Annotated in this window: 16 protein-coding genes; 7 read left to right on the top strand and 9 right to left on the bottom strand. The window is 73.9% G+C overall.

Features of this window, described 5'->3' with window-relative positions:
- Position 1: 1 nt before the first annotated feature.
- The 6 genes from IG69_RS0100270 (at position 2) to IG69_RS0100245 (ending at position 6,931) form a co-directional block, all read left to right on the top strand.
- Positions 2-1,039 (top strand): ABC transporter permease, encoded by a 1,038-nt coding sequence (locus tag IG69_RS0100270; protein ID WP_030526185.1) that lies wholly within the window; start codon positions 2-4, stop codon positions 1,037-1,039.
- On the top strand, positions 1,039-2,688 hold the full coding sequence (locus tag IG69_RS0100265; RefSeq protein WP_084696491.1) for an ABC transporter ATP-binding protein: 1,650 nt from the start codon (positions 1,039-1,041) through the stop codon (positions 2,686-2,688). Before IG69_RS0100270 ends, IG69_RS0100265 begins: the two co-directional genes overlap by 1 nt.
- A 306-nt stretch (positions 2,689-2,994) precedes the next feature.
- Positions 2,995-4,149: a ferredoxin reductase gene (locus IG69_RS0100260; protein ID WP_245616041.1), complete on the top strand. Its 1,155-nt coding sequence runs from the start codon at positions 2,995-2,997 to the stop codon at positions 4,147-4,149.
- Between the two features lie 43 nt (positions 4,150-4,192).
- Positions 4,193-5,488 carry a fatty acid desaturase family protein gene (locus IG69_RS0100255; RefSeq protein ID WP_030526182.1) on the top strand — a complete coding sequence of 432 codons (1,296 nt, stop codon included), beginning with the start codon at positions 4,193-4,195 and terminating at the stop codon, positions 5,486-5,488.
- Between the two features lie 167 nt (positions 5,489-5,655).
- Positions 5,656-6,147, top strand: coding sequence for a CAP domain-containing protein (locus IG69_RS0100250; protein WP_084696490.1), 492 nt, complete (start codon positions 5,656-5,658; stop codon positions 6,145-6,147).
- Between the two features lie 34 nt (positions 6,148-6,181).
- On the top strand, positions 6,182-6,931 hold the full coding sequence (locus tag IG69_RS0100245; protein ID WP_245616040.1) for a sulfite exporter TauE/SafE family protein: 750 nt from the start codon (positions 6,182-6,184) through the stop codon (positions 6,929-6,931).
- A 56-nt stretch (positions 6,932-6,987) separates the two neighbouring features.
- Here the strand turns inward: IG69_RS0100245 and IG69_RS0100240 are convergent, their stop codons facing one another.
- The 9 genes from IG69_RS0100240 to IG69_RS0100200 form a co-directional block, all read right to left on the bottom strand.
- On the bottom strand, positions 6,988-8,409 hold the full coding sequence (locus IG69_RS0100240) for a L,D-transpeptidase family protein (protein WP_030526179.1): 1,422 nt from the start codon (positions 8,407-8,409) through the stop codon (positions 6,988-6,990).
- Between the two features lie 268 nt (positions 8,410-8,677).
- On the bottom strand, positions 8,678-10,183 hold the full coding sequence (locus IG69_RS0100235; protein ID WP_030526178.1) for a CoA-acylating methylmalonate-semialdehyde dehydrogenase: 1,506 nt from the start codon (positions 10,181-10,183) through the stop codon (positions 8,678-8,680).
- A 77-nt stretch (positions 10,184-10,260) separates the two neighbouring features.
- Positions 10,261-11,322, bottom strand: coding sequence for a Gfo/Idh/MocA family protein (locus IG69_RS0100230; protein WP_030526177.1), 1,062 nt, complete (start codon positions 11,320-11,322; stop codon positions 10,261-10,263).
- Positions 11,319-13,277, bottom strand: coding sequence for a 3D-(3,5/4)-trihydroxycyclohexane-1,2-dione acylhydrolase (decyclizing) (iolD, locus tag IG69_RS0100225; protein WP_030526176.1), 1,959 nt, complete (start codon positions 13,275-13,277; stop codon positions 11,319-11,321). The genes IG69_RS0100230 and iolD overlap by 4 nt, the downstream gene beginning before the upstream one ends.
- Positions 13,274-14,209: a 5-deoxy-glucuronate isomerase gene (gene iolB / locus IG69_RS0100220; protein WP_030526175.1), complete on the bottom strand. Its 936-nt coding sequence runs from the start codon at positions 14,207-14,209 to the stop codon at positions 13,274-13,276. Before iolB ends, iolD begins: the two co-directional genes overlap by 4 nt.
- Complete coding sequence (locus tag IG69_RS0100215) at positions 14,206-15,108, bottom strand: Cgl0159 family (beta/alpha)8-fold protein (RefSeq protein WP_030526174.1); 903 nt, start codon at positions 15,106-15,108, stop codon at positions 14,206-14,208. Before IG69_RS0100215 ends, iolB begins: the two co-directional genes overlap by 4 nt.
- A gap of 5 nt (positions 15,109-15,113) precedes the next feature.
- The gene (gene iolC / locus IG69_RS0100210; protein WP_030526173.1) at positions 15,114-16,067 is read right to left on the bottom strand and encodes a 5-dehydro-2-deoxygluconokinase; all 954 of its coding nucleotides are present in this window, start codon (positions 16,065-16,067) and stop codon (positions 15,114-15,116) included.
- A complete protein-coding gene (locus tag IG69_RS0100205; RefSeq protein WP_036828592.1) occupies positions 16,064-16,969 on the bottom strand; it encodes a TIM barrel protein in 906 nt (301 codons plus the stop codon). Before IG69_RS0100205 ends, iolC begins: the two co-directional genes overlap by 4 nt.
- Positions 16,970-16,980: 11 nt before the next feature.
- Entirely contained in the window at positions 16,981-17,985 is a 1,005-nt protein-coding gene (locus tag IG69_RS0100200; protein WP_030526171.1) for a Gfo/Idh/MocA family protein, read from the bottom strand.
- 59 nt (positions 17,986-18,044) lie between these two features.
- On the opposite strand from IG69_RS0100200, the gene IG69_RS0100195 reads away from it, so the two are divergent.
- Positions 18,045-18,785 (top strand): GntR family transcriptional regulator, encoded by a 741-nt coding sequence (locus tag IG69_RS0100195; RefSeq protein WP_030526170.1) that lies wholly within the window; start codon positions 18,045-18,047, stop codon positions 18,783-18,785.
- Positions 18,786-18,796: the final 11 nt, after the last annotated feature.

Raw genomic sequence — 18,796 nt, 5'->3', positions numbered from 1 at the left:
CATGGCCTGGGTGCAGAGGAACCGCACGACGCTGGCCATCGCGGCCGCCGTCCTCGTCGCCTCGTACGTCTTCTACTACGCGAAGAACGACATCGCGCCGTCGATGTTCGGCGCCGCGTGGGGCTACGCGATCCCGCTCGTCCTCGCCGCGCTCGTCGGCGTCATCGGCGAGCGCTCCGGCGTCGTCAACATCGGCATCGAGGGGCAGATGCTCCTCGCCGCGTTCGCCGGCTTCTTCGGGGCCGCCTACAGCGGCTCGATGATCGTCGGCGTCCTCGCGGGCATCGGCACCGGCCTCATCGCGGGCGGCTTCCTCGCGTGGACGACCGTCCGCTGGCGGATGGACCAGATCATCGCCGGTGTCGTCCTCAACATCATCGCCACCGGCATCACGTCCTTCTACCTCAAGTCGGGCCAGACCCTGCCGGGCGTCATCCCCAACGTCGACGTCCCGGTGCTCGGCAGCATCCCGCTCATCGGAGAGACGTTCTTCAGCGGCCGCAGCGCCATCGCGCTCGTCGCCATCGCCGCCGCGGTGCTCGTGCACCTCTCGCTGTTCCACACCCGCTGGGGCCTGCGCACCCGCGCGGTCGGCGAGTACCCGTCGGCCGCCGACACCGCCGGCATCAACGTCGAGCGGCTGCGGATCATCAACGTGACGCTCGCCGGCTCGCTCGCCGGCCTCGCCGGGGTCTACCTGTCGATGGACGCCTCGAGCTCGTTCGAGCGCGGCATCACCGCCGGGCGCGGCTTCCTCGCCCTCGCGATCATGATCATGGGCGCGTGGCGGCCGCTGCGGGCCTTCGTCATGGCCCTGTTCTTCGGCTTCGTCAACGCGATCGCCAGCCAGCTCCAGCAGTCCGGGCTCGGTCAGGGCGAGGGCACCGGGTTCTTCCACGGCATCCTCGGCGCGATCACCGCGCCGCAGATCCTCGGCACCCTCCCCTACGTCGCGACGCTCGTCGTCCTGGCGCTGGCCGCGGGCCGGGTCCGCGGGCCGGCGGCGGCCGGCCAGCCCTACGTCAAGAAGGACCAGTGATGAGCGACCCCACGCCCACCGAGGGCACCCCGCGGCCGGTCGGGCACGACACCTCGCGCGAGCACCTGGCTGCCCACGTCACGAACGAGGCGATCCTCGACCTGCCGCCGGAGCAGTCCGGCTTCGGCGAGGGCAACGTCGGCGAGGTGCTGCTCGACATCGAGGGGCTCTCGAAGTCCTTCGGGTCGGTCCGCGCGAACCGCGACATCAGCCTCAGCGTCCGGCGCGGCGAGATCGTCGCGCTCCTCGGCGAGAACGGCGCCGGCAAGTCGACCCTCGTCAACCAGATCTTCGGCCTCATCACGCCCGACACCGGCACGGTCGCGGTCAAGGGCGACACGACGCCGATCAAGGACCCGAAGGACGCCATCGCGCGCGGGATCGGGATGGTGCACCAGCACTTCCAGCTCGTGCCGGTCATGACGGTGGCCGAGAACATGGTCCTCGGACACGAGACCACCCGCGGCGGCGGCGTGCTCGACCTCGAGGCGGCGCGGCGGATGGTCCGCGAGCTCTCGCAGCGCCACGGCCTCGCCGTCGACCCCGACGCCGCGGTCGAGGACCTGCCGGTCGGCACCCAGCAGCGCGTCGAGATCCTCAAGGCGCTCTCGCGCAAGGTCGACCTGCTCATCCTCGACGAGCCGACCGCGGTGCTCACGCCGCAGGAGACCGACGAGCTGCTCGGCGTCATGAAGGAGCTCGCCGACTCCGGCACCTCCATCGTCTTCATCACGCACAAGCTGCGCGAGGTGCTCGCCGTCGCCGACCGCGTCTACGTCCTGCGCCAGGGCCAGGTCGTCGGCGAGGTCGCGACCAGGGACACCGACGCCCGCGGGCTCGCGACGATGATGGTCGGCCGCGAGGTCGTCCTGTCCATCGACAAGGCGGCGGCCACGCCCGGCGAGACCGTGCTCGAGGTCGAGGACCTCCACGTCCGCGACGACCGCGGGCTCGGGGCGGTCAACGGCTTCAGCCTGACCGTGCGCGCCGGTGAGATCGTCGGCGTCGCCGGTGTCGAGGGCAACGGCCAGCGCGAGCTCGTCGAGGCCCTCGCCGGGATGCGCAAGGTCGACTCCGGCCGGATGGCCTTGGGCTCCCTCGACCTCACGAGGGCGAACCCGCACCAGACCCACCACGCCGGCATCGGCCACGTCCCGGAGGACCGCGAGAAGCACGGCATCGTCGGGTCGTACTCGATCGCCGACAACCTCGTCCTCAACGAGTTCGACCAGACGCCGTACGCCAAGGGCGGCGTGCGCCAGTTCGACGCCGTCCGCGAGAACGCCGAGCGGCTGCGCGAGGAGTTCGACATCCGCTCCAGCGGCGTCGGGCAGAGCGCGGGGTCGCTCTCGGGCGGCAACAAGCAGAAGGTCGTCGTCGCCCGCGAGATGTCCTTCGAGCCCACGCTGCTCATGGCGGCCCAGCCCACCCGTGGCGTCGACGTCGGGTCGATCGAGTTCATCCACCGGCGGATCGTCGAGGCCCGGGACGCGGGCGCCGCGGTCCTCCTCGTCTCGGCCGAGCTCGACGAGATCCTCTCGCTCTCGGACCGGATCGCCGTCGTCCACGGCGGCGCGGTCGTCGCCGAGATGGACGCGAAGGACGCGGACCGGACGGAGATCGGCCGCCTCATGGCCGGCGACCACTGACCCGCGGCACTGCGGCAGGCACCACGACGACAGACACCACGACGACCCCCGTCGGCCCCCGGCCGGCGGGGGTCGCGCGCATCCGGTCGACGTGACACCCCACCACGAGAAGGTCCTGTTTCACCTCGACCCGATGTCGCGCCGTCCATCCCGACTTCTTGCGAGTTCCGCCGCTCGACGCGCCGCTGACGGGCGTGTCGAGCGGCGGAACTCGCAATCAGTGCGGATCGGGGCGTGGCTGATCGCTTCCTGAGAAGCGACCCTACGATGCCGTAACTTACGGATGCGTAGGTTACGCTGGCGTACGTGAGCACCACCACCGACCGAGCGACCCCCCGCGGGGCCATGCGGCCGCGCCTCGGGGCGCACACCGACGGACCCCTGGGCGGCCTCGCCCGCGGCGCCCGCCGGGTCGCCGAGGCCCTCGCCACCCCGCTCGTCCCCGCCGACTACCTCGACCTCCTCGACCCGATGCGGGCCGGCGCCGACCTGCGCGGGCGCATCGTCGAGGTCCGTCCCGAGACCGACGACGCCGCGACGGTCGTCATCCGCCCGGGCCGCGGCTGGCGCGGGCACGTGCCCGGCCAGTACATCCGGATCGGCGTCGACATCGACGGCGTCCGCCACTGGCGCGCCTACAGCCTGACCCACCGCGCCGACGGCACCGCCGCGGCCGGCATCCCCGCCGGGTGCGTCGCCATCACGACCAAGGCGATCCCGGAGGGCAGGGTCAGCACCCACCTCGTGCGCCACGCCACCCCGGGCACCCTCGTGATGCTCGACCAGGCGACCGGTGACTTCACCCTCCCGACGCCGGCGCCGGCCAAGGTCCTCTTCCTCACCGCCGGCAGCGGCATCACGCCGGTCATGGGGATGCTGCGCAACCACCTCGGCGAGCTCGCCGACGTCGCGCACGTCCACTGCGCCCCCTCCGAGCGCGACGTGATCTTCCACCGCGAGCTCGCCGGGCACCACGCCGCCGGTCGGCTCGCCCTCAGCCTCAACCTCGACGACGTCCACGGCGTCCTCGACCTCGCCCGCCTCGACACCCTCGTCCCGGACTGGCGTGAGCGCGAGACCTGGCTGTGCGGCCCGACCGCGCTGCTCGACGCCGCCGAGAAGCACTGGGCGGACGCCGGGGTCCCCGAGCGCCTCCACGTCGAGCGCTTCCGCCCGAGCGTCGTCGAGCCCGGCGAGGGCGGCACCGTCACCTTCGCCCGCAGCAGCCGCATCGTCGAGGCCGACGGCGCCACGGCCATCCTCGACGCCGGCGAGGACGCCGGCGTCCTCATGCCGAGCGGCTGCCGGATGGGCATCTGCTTCGGCTGCGTCGTGCCGATGCGCTCCGGCGCGATCCGTGACCTGCGCACCGGCGAGGTCACCGTCCACGAGTCCGACGAGCCGCTGCCGGTCCAGACGTGCGTCAACGCCGTCGCCGGCTCCTGCGAGCTCGACCTCTGACCACCCGACCGCCGTCCCGACCCCTCCACGGAAGGACCACCCCATGACCCTCGCCCCCGAGCGCACCCCCGCCCACGGCTCGAGCAAGCCGCACGGCATCAACCCGCGCCTGCGCGTCGCGTCCGACGCCCCGCGCCCCCAGCGCCCCGCCCTCAAGAAGTCCGGCCGCCCCAACCCGGCCGCGCACCTGACCCCCGAGCAGATCGAGGGCATCGGCCACGAGCTCGACGCCCTGCGCAAGGAGGTCATGGACTCCCGCGGCGAGCGCGACGCGGCCTACATCCGCAAGGTCATCAAGGTCCAGCGCTACCTCGAGATGGGCTCTCGCGCCGCGCTGCTCTTCAGCGGCGTCAAGGTCAAGGGCTTCCGCCCGGCCTGGTGGATCGGCACGGCCGGCCTCTCGGTCGCCAAGATCCTCGAGAACATGGAGATCGGCCACAACGTCATGCACGGCCAGTGGGACTGGATGCGTGACCCGAAGATCCACTCGACGGCGTGGGAGTGGGACAACGCCTCGCCGGCCAGCCAGTGGAAGCACAGCCACAACGAGATCCACCACACCTTCACCAACGTGCTCGGCCGCGACAACGACCTCGGCTACGGCATCCTGCGGGTCGACGAGGACCAGAAGTGGAGCCTCTTCTACCTCTTCCAGCCGATCTGGCACGTGGGCAACGCGCTGCTCTTCGAGTACTCCATCGCCGCCTACGACCTCGAGCTCGGCGGCTACCTCGCGAAGAAGCACCGCCTCAGCGAGGAGGACAAGGCCGAGTTCCGCAAGAACCGCGACGAGGTGCTCGCGAAGATCCGCCGCCAGGCGACGAAGGACTACCTCGTCCACCCCGCGCTCTCGGCCGTCACGGGCTCGGCCCGCACGACGCTCACCGCGAACGTCGTCGCCAACCTCGTGCGCAACGTGTGGACCAACACGGTCATCATCTGCGGCCACTTCCCGCCCGGCATCTCCACCTTCGAGAAGACCTCGATCGACGGCGAGACCCGTGGCGAGTGGTACCTGCGCCAGATGCTCGGCTCCGGCAACATCTCGGGCACCAAGGCGATGCACGTGATGACCGGCAACCTCAGCCACCAGATCGAGCACCACCTCTTCCCGGACATGCCGAGCAACCGGTACGCCGAGATCGCCCCGCAGATCCGCGACCTCATGCAGCGCCACGACCTGCCCTACGTCACCGGCAGCCTCTGGAAGCAGGCGGCGTCGGTGTACTGGAAGGTCGTCGAGCTCTCGCTGCCGAACAAGGTCGAGGGTCGCCGCCGTCGCGACATCATCCGTCTCGAGCTGAAGAAGGCGCAGCGCCGCCGGAAGACCCGCCGCTGAGCGGGGCGTCGCAGCGAGGGTGAGGGGTCGGCCGGTCGGCCGACCCCTCACCCGTCCGTCGCGCGGGCGACCGCCCGCGCATGGCATGGTGGCCGGGCGCCGTCCCCTGCCCGGCGCGGCCTGCGGGCCCGACCGCGCCACCGGCGCGACCACCCCGAGGAAGCACCATGAGCACCAGCCCCACCCGTACCCGCCTCGTGCGCGCGCTCGCCTGCACCGCGCTGCTCACCCCGGCCGCCGTCGTCGCCGCCGAGCCCGCGAGCGCCGCCACGGCCGCCCAGATGCAGACCGAGGTCATCACGCTCGTCAACGCCCAGCGCGCCAAGGTCGGCTGCGCCCCGCTGCGCACGAGCACCGCGCTGCGCAACGCCGCGGTCCTGCACAGCACCGACATGCGCACGAAGAACTACTTCAGCCACACCTCGAAGGACGGCCGCAGCCCCTGGGACCGCATCCGGGCGCAGGACTACGCGTACGGCTCCGCCGAGAACATCGCCGCCGGCCAGCGCACGCCCAAGGCCGTCGTCACCGCGTGGATGAACAGCGCCGGCCACCGCAAGAACATCCTCAACTGCGCCAACAAGGCCGTGGGCGTGGGTGTCTCGCAGGGCGGCGGCGACTACTACATCTACTGGACGCAGGACTTCGGCACGCGCTGACCCCGGCGCCGCCGCGCCCGGTAGCGTCCGGGCGGTGGACCTGCTCGGTGGTGGCGTGGTCGCGGCCGGGCTCATGGCCCTCGCCGCGGTCGTCATCGGCTACTCCAAGACCGCGCTCGGCGGCCTGGCCGTCGTCGCCGTCGCGATCTTCGCCACCGTGCTGCCGGCCCGGCAGTCGACGGGCGCCATCCTCGCGGTGCTCGTCGTCGGCGACCTCGTCGCGGTCGCGCACTACCGCCGCGACGCCGACTGGTCGCTCATCCGCCGGCTCCTGCCGGCCGTTCTGCCCGGCCTGGTGCTCGGGTCGCTGTTCCTCGGCGTCGTCGACGACACGACGCTGCGCCGCAGCATCGGCGCCATCCTCCTCGTGCTCGTGCTGCTCCAGCTGTGGGTCAAGCGGCGCAGCGACGGCGGTGGCAGCGACGTCCACGAGCGGCGCCCGGTCGCCTGGGCCGCGGGGACGGGGGTCGGCTTCGCGACGATGACGGCCAATGCGGCGGGGGCCGTCATGACGCTCTACCTGTCGGCCTCGGGCATCGACAAGCGGCGCTTCGTCGGGACCAACGCCTGGTTCTTCCTCATCGTCAACCTCGTCAAGGTGCCGTTCTCGGTCGGGCTCGGGCTGCTGCACCCGGCCGACGTCGGCCGCGCCGCGCTCCTCGCGCCGCTCGTGCTCGTCGGCGGGCTGCTCGGCTACGCGACGGTGCGGCGCATCGGCCAGCGCACCTTCGACGTGGCCGTGCTCGTGGCCTCGGCGGTGGCGGCCGCCGCGCTGCTGCTCTGACGCGGGCGGGCCGGGGCGCCGGCCGGTCGGGTCCGGTCGGGTCCGGTCGGGTCCGGTCAGAAGTGGGTGGTGACGGTCGTGCCGACGGTGGCGAAGTCGTAGACCCACTTGGCGACCGGCACCGGCAGGTTGATGCAGCCGTGCGACGCGGCGTACCCGAAGGAGTCGCGCCACGGCGCACCGTGCAGCGCGTAGCCGCGGTGGAAGAACGAGGTCCACGGGACGTCGGGCGTCTCGTAGTCGGTGCCGTCGGCGTTGGCGCCCCGCATCGTCATCAGCGGGTTCTTCAGGTACACCTGGAAGGTGCCGACGACGGTCGGCGTCGCGCTCGCGCCGTTGACCATCGACACCGGCCCGTAGACGACCTTCGCGCCGACGTAGGCGGTCATCGTGTGGCGGCTCAGGTTGACGTCGATCCACTTCTCGCCGACCGCGGCCGGGTAAGCCAGGTGCTCCGCGCCGGGAGCGACGGTGCGCTGCTCCCACGTGGCGGGGACGGTCGTGTACCCGAGCTTGCCGGCGTACTTCTCGTGGGCGCCCAGCGCCGCGAGGACCTTCTCGGCGAGCGCGCCGGTGTCCTTGGCGGTCCGGCCGTCGACCGCCTCGGTGACGACCCGGCGGACCGCGCCGTCGGCGTCGACGTACCGCAGGCCGGTCGTCGGCGAGCGCTCGGCGTCGGCGGCGACCGAGTCGACCCAGGCCCGGACCTTCGCGGCGTCGACTTCGGGTGCGCCGATGCCGTCGGAGGTGGTGGGGACGGTGACCCACGACGCCTTGCGCGCTGCGGAGGCCGCGTGCTTCTCGGACCCGTCGCTGATGCTCACCGGCGTGCGCACGACGGCGTTCGCCGCGGTCGCGGCCTTCTCGGCCTCGGCCGTCGTCACGGCCGGGGTGCGCTCGACGAGGTCGACGTGGGCGGTCGCGGGCTCCATCGCGCGGGCGGCACGCTCGAGGACGTCCTGGAAGCTGGCCGGGTCGACGGTGCGGCCGGGGACCGCGGGGACGACGGTGAAGGACTTCTTGCTCGACGCGAGGCGCACCTGCGCGTCGCGCCCCTTCTCGCCGGCCTCGCCGACGAGCCCGGCGACGGCGCGCTGCACGGCCGCGTCGTCGGTCGTCACGACGGCGGCGACGTCGTGGTGCGACACGAGCGAGCGCGCGTAGGAGGACCAGGTGCGGTGGTCGGCGGCGAGCACCGCATCGACGGTGGCGTCGACGTCGACCCGGTAGCCGACGTCGGCCGGGTCGACGGACCGGGTGGTGCCGTCGGCGTCGACGGTGACGCGCAGGGCCTCGGCCCGCTGCCGGACGGCGGCGGTCAGCTCGGCGCGGGTCATCCCGGTGACGTCGACGCCCGCGACGGTGCTGCCGGGGAGCGCGCGGTCCTGGTAGTGCGCGGCGTAGGCGGTGCCGGCGCCCCCCAGCGCCAGCGGGACCGCCACGGCGGCGGTCAGCAGCAGGGTCCTGCGCGTGCTCATGTGTCGTCCGTCCTCGTCCCCGGTGACGCGCGCAGAGGTCACGCGCCGTCCCTCATGATGGAGCAGCCGTCGCGATCGGGCCACACGGCAGCGGCCCCGAGGGCGTCACGAAGTGACAACGATGCACCCACGCCCCACGCGCCCCAGCCACCCCACACCCCCTCGCGCCTCAACATTTCGGGGTCACCCCGAAATGTCCACGAGACCCCGGCTCGGAGCCGGGGTCTCGTGGACGAACCGGGGTCTCGGCGCCCCGGCAGCCGCGCCGTCAGACGTTCTGGGGGAAGCCGAGCTCGATGCCGCCGTGGCTCGGGTCGAGCCAGCGCGAGGTGACGACCTTGCCGCGGGTGAAGAAGTGCACGCCCTCCATGCCGTGGGCGTGGGTGTCGCCGAAGAGGCTGCTCTTCCACCCGCCGAAGGAGTAGTACGCCATCGGCACGGGGATCGGCACGTTGATGCCGATCATCCCGACCTCGACCTCGTGCTGGAAGCGCCGAGCCGCGCCGCCGTCGTTGGTGAAGATCGCCGTGCCGTTGCCGTACTGGTTGGCGTTGATCAGCTCGATGGCCTCGTCGTAGCTCTTCGCGCGCACGACCGAGAGCACCGGTCCGAAGATCTCGTCGGTGTAGACCGACATCTCGGGGGTCACGTCGTCGAAGAGCGTGGGGCGCAGGAAGAACCCGTCGCCGTCGGCGTCGACGTCGCCCTCGCGCCCGTCGACGACGAGCGTCGCGCCCGCCTCGACGCCGGCGTCGAGGTAGGAGGCCACCTTGTCGCGGTGCTGCTTGGTCACGAGCGGGCCCATGTCGCAGCCGCGCGTGCCGTCGCCGGTGACGAGCTTGCCCATCCGGTCCTTGATCTTCCCGACGAGCTCGTCGGCGATCGGCTCGAGCGCGACGAGGGCCGAGATGGCCATGCAGCGCTCGCCGGCCGAGCCGAAGCCCGCGTTGACGGCGGCGTCGGCGGCGAGGTCGAGGTCGGCGTCGGGCAGGACGACCATGTGGTTCTTCGCGCCGCCGAGGGCCTGGACGCGCTTGCCGTGCGCGGTCCCGGTCTCGTAGACGTACTTCGCGATCGGGGTCGAGCCGACGAACGAGACGGCGCGCACGTCCGGGTGGGTCAGCAGCGCGTCGACGGCCTCCTTGTCGCCGTGGACGACGTTGAGCACGCCGTCGGGCAGGCCGGCCTCCTTCCAGAGGGCCGCGACGGCGTTGACCGCCGACGGGTCCTTCTCGGAGGGCTTGATGACGACCGCGTTGCCGCAGGCGATGGCGACGGGCACGAACCACAGCGGCACCATCGCCGGGAAGTTGAACGGGCTGATGACGGCGACGACGCCGAGGCTCTGCCGGATGGAGTAGACGTCGACCTTCGTCGAGGCGTTCTCGGTGAAGCCGCCCTTCATGAGGTGCGGGATGCCGCAGGCGAACTCGGCGACCTCGAGGCCGCGGGTCACCTCGCCGACCGCGTCGGAGAGGACCTTGCCGTGCTCGGCGGTGATGAGCGCGGCGATGTCCTCCTTGCGCTCGTCGAGCAGCTGGCGGAACTTGAACAGGACCTGCGTGCGCTTGGCGAGCGAGGCGTCGCGCCACTCGTCGAGCCAGGCCTGCTTCGCGCGGCCGACGACGTCACCGACGACCTGCGCCGAGGCGAGGTCGAGGACGCCGGTCTGCGCCCCGGTGGCCGGGTTGTAGACGGGGCTCGTGCGCTCGGCGGTGCCCTCCCACGGGGTGCCGGCGACGAGGTGGGTGATGCGGGTGGGGGTCGAGCTCACGGGTATCGGTCCTTGTCCGTGTCAGTGGTGGATTCAGTGTGTCAGGTGCGGCCGCGGATGTGGAGTCCGCGCCCGCGTCACGGAACGGCGACGGGATCAGCAGCCGAGGCGTAGAGCGCCGGCCGCTCGGCCAGCGTGACGGCGACCGGCGCACCGGACGCGAGCGAGGCCATCCCGGCGGTGCTGACGGCGGTCGCGGCGTAGCCGTCCCACGCCGAGGCGCCGACCGCGCCGGTGCCCGAACGGATGCCGTCGACCCAGGCCTGGACCTCGAGGTCGTAGGCGCGGGCGAACCGGGTCCGGTAGTCGGCCGGGACGACACCGCCCCACGCCCCCTCGCCCCCGGCCGCGCTCGTGCCGAGCAGCGCGGTCGAGTGCAGCCCCGCGGTGAGCGAGCCGCGCTCGGCCACCGCCTCGAAGCGCACCTCGTAGCCGACCTGGCTGTTGACGAACACCTCGTTGGTGACGAGGCCGCCGCCGGCCATCCGGAACAGGGCGACCTGCGGGTCGAGGACGCCCTGTGCGGCGTGCGACGTCGGGGCCGGCGCGAGGACCGTGACCTCGACGATCTCGTCGTCGAAGAGGAAGCGCGAGGAGTCGACCTCGTGGACGAGGCTGTCGCGCACGATCATCTCGGAGCGGAAGTCGGCGTTGGGGACCGACCGGTTGCGGTGGACGTTGTGAAGGACGAGCAGCCGCCCGCGGTCGCCGGCCGCCAGGAGCGAGCGCACCTGGGCGTACTCGGGGTCGAAGCGCCGCATGAACCCGACGGTGACGAGGCGCCGCCCGAGCGCCGCCTCGGCCTCGACGAGCCGCAGCGAGGACGCGTCGTCCATCGTCAGCGGCTTCTCGCAGAGCACCGGCTTGCCGGCCGCGAGGCAGGCGAGGACCTGCTCCTCGTGGACGAAGCCGGGCGAGGCGACGACGACGGCGTCGACGGCGTCGTCGGCCACCAGGTCGAGCGGGTCCTCGTGCGCGCGCACCCCGAGGCGGTCGGCGGACTCGCGGGCCCGCGCGTGGTCGGGGTCGGCGACGGCGGCCAGCGTGGCGCCGGCGACGCGGGCCGCGAGGCGCTCGGCGTGGTCGGTGCCCATGAGGCCGACGCCGAGCACCCCGACGCGGACGGTGGACGGGCTCATCGGGCGGTCTCCTTCGGGAGGGTCGGGGCGAGGTGGTGGCGCTGCGCGGCCTTGGCCTGGCGGTACGCGGTGGACGCGCCCTGGGTGGACGCGAGCGACGAGACCTGCGCGACGGGGACGTCCCACCACGACTCGCTCGACGGGGCGTGGACGCGCGGGTCGGTCTCGACGTGGATGACGACCGGGCCGCCGTCGCGCGGAGCCGCCTTGGCCTGTGTCAGGGCGGCGACGAGCTCGTCGCGCGAGTGCACCTCGATGACGTGGGCGCCGAGGCTGCGGGCGTTGGCGGCGAGGTCGACCGGCAGGTGGCCGCCGTCGAGCCGGCCGTCGGCGCCCCGGTACTCGTACGAGGTCCCGAAGCGCTGCGAGCCGAGACCCTCCGACAGCGACCCGATCGAGTGGAAGCCGTGGTTCTGGACGAGCACGACGACGAGCTTGACCCGCTCCTGGACGGCGACGACGAGCTCGGTCGGCATCATGAGGTAGCCGCCGTCGCCGACCATCGCGACGACGTCGCGGGTGTCGTCGGCGAGCGCGACGCCGAGGGCGCCGGGGATCTCGTAGCCCATGCAGGAGTAGCCGTACTCGACGTGGTAGCCCTTGCGGTCGCGCACCCGCCACAGCTTGTGCAGGTCGCCGGGCATCGAGCCGGCCGCGCAGAGGATGACGTCGCGCGGGTCGGTGTGCTCGTTGACGACCCCGAGCACCTGGCCCTGGGTGAGCAGGCCGGGCGCCAGGGCGTCGGTGACCTCGGCGGGCGGGTCGTAGGTCGCGTCGACCTGCGCGTCCCAGGCGCGCCAGAGCCCGGCGACCTCGTCGGCGTAGGCGTCGTCGACCCGGTGGCCGGCGACGGCCTCGGTCAGCGCCTCGAGGCCCGAGCGCGCGTCGGCGACGAGCGGGATGCCGCTGTGCTTGCCGGCGTCGAACGCGGCGACGTTGAGGCTGACGAACCGGACCCCGTTGCGCGCGAACGCGGTCCGCGACGCGGTCGTGAAGTCGGACCAGCGGGTGCCCACGCCGATGACGAGGTCGGCCTGCGCCGCGAGCGCGTTGGCCGCGGTCGTGCCGGTGGAGCCGACGGCCCCGACGAGCTGCGGGTGCCCGTGCGGCAGAGCGCCCTTCCCCGCCTGCGTCTCGGCCACCGGCACCCCGGTGGCCTCGACGAAGGCGGCGAGCGCGGCCTCGGCGCCGGAGTAGTGCACGCCGCCGCCGGCGACGACGAGCGGCCGCTGCGCCGACCGCAGCGCGTCGGCGACGTCGGCGACCCGCGAGGGCTCGGCCGGCGGCCGCGCCACGTGCCAGACGCGCTCGGCGAACAGCTCGACCGGCCAGTCGAAGGCCTCGGCCTGCACGTCCTGCGGCAGCGAGATGGTCGCCGCGCCGGTCTCGGCGGGGTCGGTGAGGACGCGGCAGGCGCCGAGGAGCGCCGCGGGCAGCTGCTCGGGCCGGTCGACCTGGTCGTAGAAGCGCGACAGCGGCCGGAAGGCGTCGTTGACGCTGACGTCGGCGGCGTACGGCAGCTCGAGCTCCTGGAGCACCGGGGCGGCGACGCGCGTGGCGAAGGTGCCCGAGGGCAGCAGGAGCACCGGGATGCGGTTGATGGTCGCGAGCGCGGCCCCGGTCAGCATGTTCGTCGAGCCGGGGCCCACCGAGGCGGTGACCGCCCACGTCGTCAGCCGGTCGCGGTGCTTGGCGTAGCCGACGGCGGTGTGGACCATCGCCTGCTCGTTGCGACCGAGGACGTAGCGCAGGCCGGGCTCCTCGCCGGCCTCGGCGGCGCGCAGCTCGTCCTCGAGGAGGGCCTGCCCGACGCCGGCGACGTTGCCGTGGCCGAAGATGCCGAGGCACCCGGCGAAGAGGCGCCGGCGCTCGCCGTCGCGCTCGGTCCACTGCTGCGCGAGGAAGCGCACCACCGCCTGCGCGACGGTGAGGCGGACGGTCTCGGGCGCGGTCATCGGCTGCCTCCCAGGGGAAGTCGGGGGTCGAAGGGCTCGTCGGGCCAGGACTCCCGCACCCAGGCGTGGGCGGGGTCATCGCAGATGCGCCAGGCCCGCTCGGGGCCGGGGCCGGCCATGACGTTGAGGTAGTAGAGGTCGGCGTCGGGGGCGGCGATGGCCGGGCCGTGCCAGCCGTGGGGCACGAGGACGACGTCGCCGGTGCGGACCTCGGCGACGACGTCGAGGGGCCGCTCGTCGCTCGAGCCGTAGACCCGGAGGTAGCCGACGGGGTCGGTCCCGCGCGGGTCGGTCGAGCGGGTCTCGACGTAGTAGACCTCCTCGAGCTCGGTCTCCTCGCCGGGCCGCTCGACGTCGTGCTTGTGCGGCGGCCAGCTCGACCAGTTGCCGGCGGGTGTGACGACCTCGCAGACGAGGAAGGAGTCGGCGTCGAGGACGTCGGGCAGGCCCATGTTGCGCACCTCGCGGCTGGCCCGGCCGGCGCCGCGCAGCTCGACGGGGACGTCGGCGGCGGCCAGGTGCCGGAAGGGCCTCGGGGCGTCGGCCTTCGTCGCCGGGGCGCCGCAGAGGGCGACGCGGGAGGGCCCGTCGGCCGTGCCGGTGACCCGCAGGCGAGAGCCGCGGCCGGCGTAGACCACGTCGGTGGGGCCGTCGAAGACCGAGGCGCGGCCCGCGAGGTCGACCGCGTGCGTCGTGCCGTCGGCCTCGGTCACCTCGACCCGGACGGACCCGACGAGGGGGACGACGAGCGTCTCCTCCTCGCCGGCGTCGTGCTCGACCGCAGCGCCGTCGAGCGTGGCGACGCGCAGCGTCGTGTGGCGCCAGCCCGGGACCGGCGAGGAGGACGTCGGCGTGACGGCCACCCCGAAGTCACCGTCGACGGCGCTGCCGAGCGGGCGGACGTAGGCCTCGTTGTCGCGACCGGTGCTCATGACGTTCCACCGTGGACGAGGTCGGCCGCCACGTCCACCGCGGCGGCGACGTCGCCCTCGCGCGGGTAGAGCAGCGCGCGCCCGACGACGAGCCCGCGGACCGACGGCAGCCCGAGGGCGTGCCCCCAGGACGCGTACGTCTCGGCCGGCGCGCCGGCGGGGTCGCCGCCGAGGAGCAGGGTCGGCAGGGTCGTGGCGTCCATGACCCGCTCGAGGTCGTCGACGACCGGCAGCTTGAGCCACGTGTGCGCGCTGCTGGCGCCGAGACCGGAGGCGACGTGCACGGCGCGCACCATCGACTCGGCGTCGAGCAGGTTGCGCACGCGGCCGTCCTCGCGCACCGACCAGAAGGGCTCGACCATCGCGAGCAGCCCGGCGTCGGCGAGGTCGGTGACCGCCTGCGCGCACGCCTCGAGGGTGCGGACCGAGCCGGTGTCCTCGAGCGCGATGCGGGTGAGCATCTTGCCGCCGTCGAGCCCGAGCCGGCGCACGGCCTCGGCGGTGTAGGCGGTGAAGCGGTCGTCGAGCTCCCACGAGGCGCCCTGCAGCCCACCGCGGTTCATCGAGCCGATGACGACCATGCCGTCGAGCGCCCCGAGCAGCAGGAGGTCCTCGAGGATGTCGGGGGTGCCGAGCACGCCGTCGACGCCGGGTCGCTCCAGCGCGGTGACGAGCCGGTCGAGCAGGTCCGTGCGGCTGGCCATCGCCATCGGGTCCGCGCCGACGCCCAGCGCACCGCGGGCGGGGTGGTCGGCGGCGACGAGGAGCAGGCGGCCGTCGGCGGGCAGCAGCGGGCGCAGCCGGCGCTCGTCCCACAGCCGGGCCACCTGCTGCGGCTCGCGGGCGCGCACCTCGGTGAGGCGGGCGAGGTCGGCGGGTCCGACGCGGCGGGTGGTCACGGCGGTCACCTCCCGGCCCCGGCGAGCGCGGCCTCGACCTCGTCGCTCGTCGGCATCGCGGTCGAGCACTCGAGCCGGCCGGCGACGATGGCGCCGGCGACGTTGGCGAAGCGGACGGTCCGCTCCAGGTCCCAGCCCTCGAGCAGCCCGTGGACGAGCGCTCCCCCGAACGCGTCGCCGGCGCCGAGCCCGTTGACGACCTCGACGGGGAAGGGGGCGGCCTCGACGCGCTCGCCGCGGGTGGCGGCGAGGACGCCGCGGGGCCCCTGCTTGACGACGGCGAGCTCGAGCCCGCGCTCGAGGAGGGCGTCGGCGGCGCGGTGGGGGTCGGTCTCGCCGACGGCGACCTCGCACTCCTCGAGGTTGCCGACCGCGACGGTCACGTGCTCGAGCGCCCGGCCGACCTCGGTGCTCGCCTCGGCCGGGTCGGCCCAGAACATCGGCCGCCAGTCGAGGTCGAGGACGGTGTGGCGGGCCCGGCCGCGCGCCGCCCACGCGGTGTGGTGCGCGCCGCGCGAGGGCTCCTGCGAGAGCCCGGTCACCGTCGCCCAGAAGACGCGGGCGTCGCGCACGGCGTCCAGCGGCAGGTCGTCGTCGGTGAGGAGCAGGTCGGGGGCGGTCGGCCAGCGGTAGAACGAGAGCGGGAAGTGGTCCGGCGGGTGCACCTCGCAGAAGGTGACCGGCGTCGGCGGCCCGTCGCCCGCGTGGACGGCGACGGCGGCCGGGTCGACGCCGAGCCGCTCGGCCTCGCGACGCACGTAGCGGCCGAACGCGTCGTCCGCGACCTTGGTGACGAGCAGGGCCGAGTGCCCGTGCCGGGCGGCGGCGACGGCGACGTTGGTCGCGCTGCCGCCGAGGAACTTCTGGAAGGTCTCGACGTCCTCGAGGCCCACCCCGTGCTGGAGCGGGTAGACGTCGACCCCGGTGCGCCCGATCGCGACGAGGTCGGGGGCGCTCACGGGCGGTCCCCGAGCCGGTCGGCGACCCCGACGACGTGCGCGACCGAGGCCCGGACGTCGGCGGCGGGGTCGACCCCGGTGGCGTCGGGGTCACCCGAGAGGACGGTGTCCTGCTCGAGGACGTACCAGCCGTCGTAGCCGGCCGCCTCGAGCGAGCCGATGATGGCGGCGACGTCGACGTCGCCCTCGCCGAGCGGCACGTACATCCCGGCGCCCACGGCGTCGGTGTACGAGAGCTCCCCCGCGCGCACGCGGTCGGCGAGGTCGAGGCGCACGTCCTTGAGGTGCACGTGCCCGATGCGGTCGGGGTGCTGCGCGGCGACCGCCACCGGGTCGCCACCCCCGATGAGGAGGTGCCCGGTGTCGAGGCAGAGGGCGATCCGGCTGCCGGCGAGGACGCGCTCGGTCTCGGTGCCGCTCTCGACCATCGTGCCGACGTGCGGGTGGAGCGCGGCGAGGAGGCCGCGCGCGGCGGCGGCGTCGCTGATCCGGTCGAGGTTGGCGAGGAGCGTCGCCCACTGGTCGTCGTCGAGGTCGGGGCGCTCGTCGTAGCCGTCGGCGCCGGTGGCCGCGGCGATGACGACGACGCCGGCCTGCGCGGCGACGAGGCCGGTCATCGCCTCCTCGACCGCGGGGAGGGGGTCGACCGCGGTGTCGTGGAGGACGACCGGCACGAACTGCCCGACCGCGCGCAGGCCGGCGGCCGCGAGCGTCTGGGCCTTCGCCTCCGGTGCGTCGGGGAGGAAGCCGTCGGGGCCGAACTCGGTGGCGGCGAGGCCGACCTCGCGCATCTGGGCGAGGACGAGGTCCGGGGTCAGCTGGTGACCCCAGCCGGGGACCTCGCAGACGCCCCAGGAGATGGGGGCGCCGGCGATGCGCTGGGCGACGGGTGCGGTGGTCATCGACGGTTCCTTCAGGTGGTGGGGATCTCCGACAGGGCGACGGTGCGGCCCTCGGCGAGGGCGAGCGTGGCGGCCTCGACGACGCGTGAGGCCTCGAGCGCGTCGCGGACGGTGCAGGGGCTCGGCGCCGCGCCGCGGGCGACGTCGAGGAAGGCGGCGAGCTCGGCGCGGTAGGCCGGCTCGAAGCGGTCCATGAAGGCCTCGTGCACCGGCCCGGCGGGGAAGCTCACGCCGTCCTCGACCGAGCGCAGCGCGAGGCTGTCGTCGAGGCCGACGGCCACCGAGCCCTCCGAGCCGACGACCTCGAGCCGGACGTCGTGGCCCTGGCCGGAGTAGCGGGTCGTCGTGAGCACGGCGATGGTGCCGTCGTCGAGCGTGAGCAGCGCGGCGGCGCTGGCGACGTCGCCGGCGGCGGCGAAGAACGGCTCGCCCTTCGTGCCGCCGACGGCCTGGACGGTGAGCACCTCGCGGCCGGTGACGAACCGGACGGCGTCGGCGTCGTGCACCGCGCAGTCGCGGAAGATGCCGCCCGAGGTCGGCACGTAGTCGGGGTGCGGCGGGCGGCGGTCGGACGTCGTCGCCCGCAGGGTGTGGACGAAGCCGAGCTCGCCGGACGCGACGGCCTCACGCGCCCGTCGGTAGCCGGTGTCGAAGCGCCGCTGGAAGCCGACGTGCACGGGGGTGTCGACGCCCTCGACGAGGCGCACGAGCTCGAGCGTGCCGTCGAGGGTGGCGGCGAGGGGCTTCTCGACGAAGACGGGGACGCCCGCCTCGACGCCGGCCCGCACGAGCGGGGCGTGCCCGGGGGTGGAGGTCGCGACGACGAGGGCGTCGAGGCCGCAGCCGACGAGCTCGTCGATGCCGACGGCCTCGGCGACGGGGAGCGTCGCGGCCACCTGCGCCGCGTGGGCCGCATCGGCGTCCGCCACGACGAGCGCCTCCACGCCCTCGAGCCCGGCCAGCGTGCGGGCGTGGAACGCCCCGATCCGTCCGGCTCCCGCGAGTCCGACCCTCATCCGACCTCCTTTGTCAGGACATACTGACACGACGCGGCGCCGGCTGTACAGTCCCCTCCATGGCGGCGCGACAGGTGACGGTGCGGATCGACCGCACCTCCCCCGTGCCGCTGTGGCACCAGCTGGCCGAGCAGCTCGGCGGGGCGGTGCGTGACGGCGTCCTCGCGCCCGGCGACGCGGTCGAGAACGAGCTCGACCTCGCGAGCCGCCTCGGCCTCTCGCGCCCCACCGTCCGCCGGGCGATGCAGGACCTCGTCGACCGCGGCCTGCTCGTGCGCCGCCGCGGCATCGGGACGACGGTGGCGCCGACGCGCGTGCACCGCCGGGCCGAGCTGTCGAGCCTCCACGACGACCTCCTGCGCACCGGCCGTACCCCGGGCACGACCGTGCTCTCGCTGGAGATGACGCGCAACGACGAGGCCGCCGCCGCGTTCGAGCTGCCCTCCGACACAACGCTGCTCGGCATCGTCCGGCTGCGGACGGTCGACGGGCGCCCGCTCGCCGTCCTCCACAACTGGCTGCCACCGGGCCTGTCGGACCTCACCGCCGAGGAGCTCGAGGCCACCGGCCTCTACGCCGCCCTGCGCACCCGCGGCGCCGTGCCCGTCGTCGCCCGGCAGTCGGTCGGCGCCCGGATGCCGACCCCCGAGGAACGGCGGCGGCTCGCGCTCAAGGGTACGAAGCCGGTCCTCACGATGGCCCGCACGGCCTTCGGGGCGCACGGGGAGCCGGTCGAGCACGCCAACCACTGCTACGACGCCGACGGCTACACGCTCGAGATGACCCTCGACGAGCGCTGACCCCCGGCGCC

This window comes from Phycicoccus jejuensis, assembly GCF_000720925.1.
Taxonomy (GTDB): domain Bacteria; phylum Actinomycetota; class Actinomycetes; order Actinomycetales; family Dermatophilaceae; genus Phycicoccus; species Phycicoccus jejuensis.
The sequence above is the reverse complement of the archived record's forward strand: the minus strand, read 5'-3'. Positions and strand labels throughout refer to the sequence as shown.

Excerpts from the sequence above, each read along its gene's own strand:
- IG69_RS0100270 (WP_030526185.1), top strand. The coding sequence starts at position 2 with ATGGCCTGGGTGCAGAGGAACCGCACGACGCTGGCCATCGCGGCCGCC.
- IG69_RS0100265 (WP_084696491.1), top strand. The coding sequence starts at position 1,039 with ATGAGCGACCCCACGCCCACCGAGGGCACCCCGCGGCCGGTCGGGCAC.
- IG69_RS0100255 (WP_030526182.1), top strand. The coding sequence starts at position 4,193 with ATGACCCTCGCCCCCGAGCGCACCCCCGCCCACGGCTCGAGCAAGCCG.
- IG69_RS0100250 (WP_084696490.1), top strand. The coding sequence starts at position 5,656 with ATGAGCACCAGCCCCACCCGTACCCGCCTCGTGCGCGCGCTCGCCTGC.
- IG69_RS0100240 (WP_030526179.1), bottom strand. The coding sequence starts at position 8,409 with ATGAGCACGCGCAGGACCCTGCTGCTGACCGCCGCCGTGGCGGTCCCG.
- IG69_RS0100230 (WP_030526177.1), bottom strand. The coding sequence starts at position 11,322 with ATGAGCCCGTCCACCGTCCGCGTCGGGGTGCTCGGCGTCGGCCTCATG.
- iolD (WP_030526176.1), bottom strand. The coding sequence starts at position 13,277 with ATGACCGCGCCCGAGACCGTCCGCCTCACCGTCGCGCAGGCGGTGGTG.
- iolB (WP_030526175.1), bottom strand. The coding sequence starts at position 14,209 with ATGAGCACCGGTCGCGACAACGAGGCCTACGTCCGCCCGCTCGGCAGC.
- IG69_RS0100205 (WP_036828592.1), bottom strand. The coding sequence starts at position 16,969 with ATGACCACCGCACCCGTCGCCCAGCGCATCGCCGGCGCCCCCATCTCC.
- IG69_RS0100200 (WP_030526171.1), bottom strand. The coding sequence starts at position 17,985 with ATGAGGGTCGGACTCGCGGGAGCCGGACGGATCGGGGCGTTCCACGCC.
- IG69_RS0100195 (WP_030526170.1), top strand. The coding sequence starts at position 18,045 with ATGGCGGCGCGACAGGTGACGGTGCGGATCGACCGCACCTCCCCCGTG.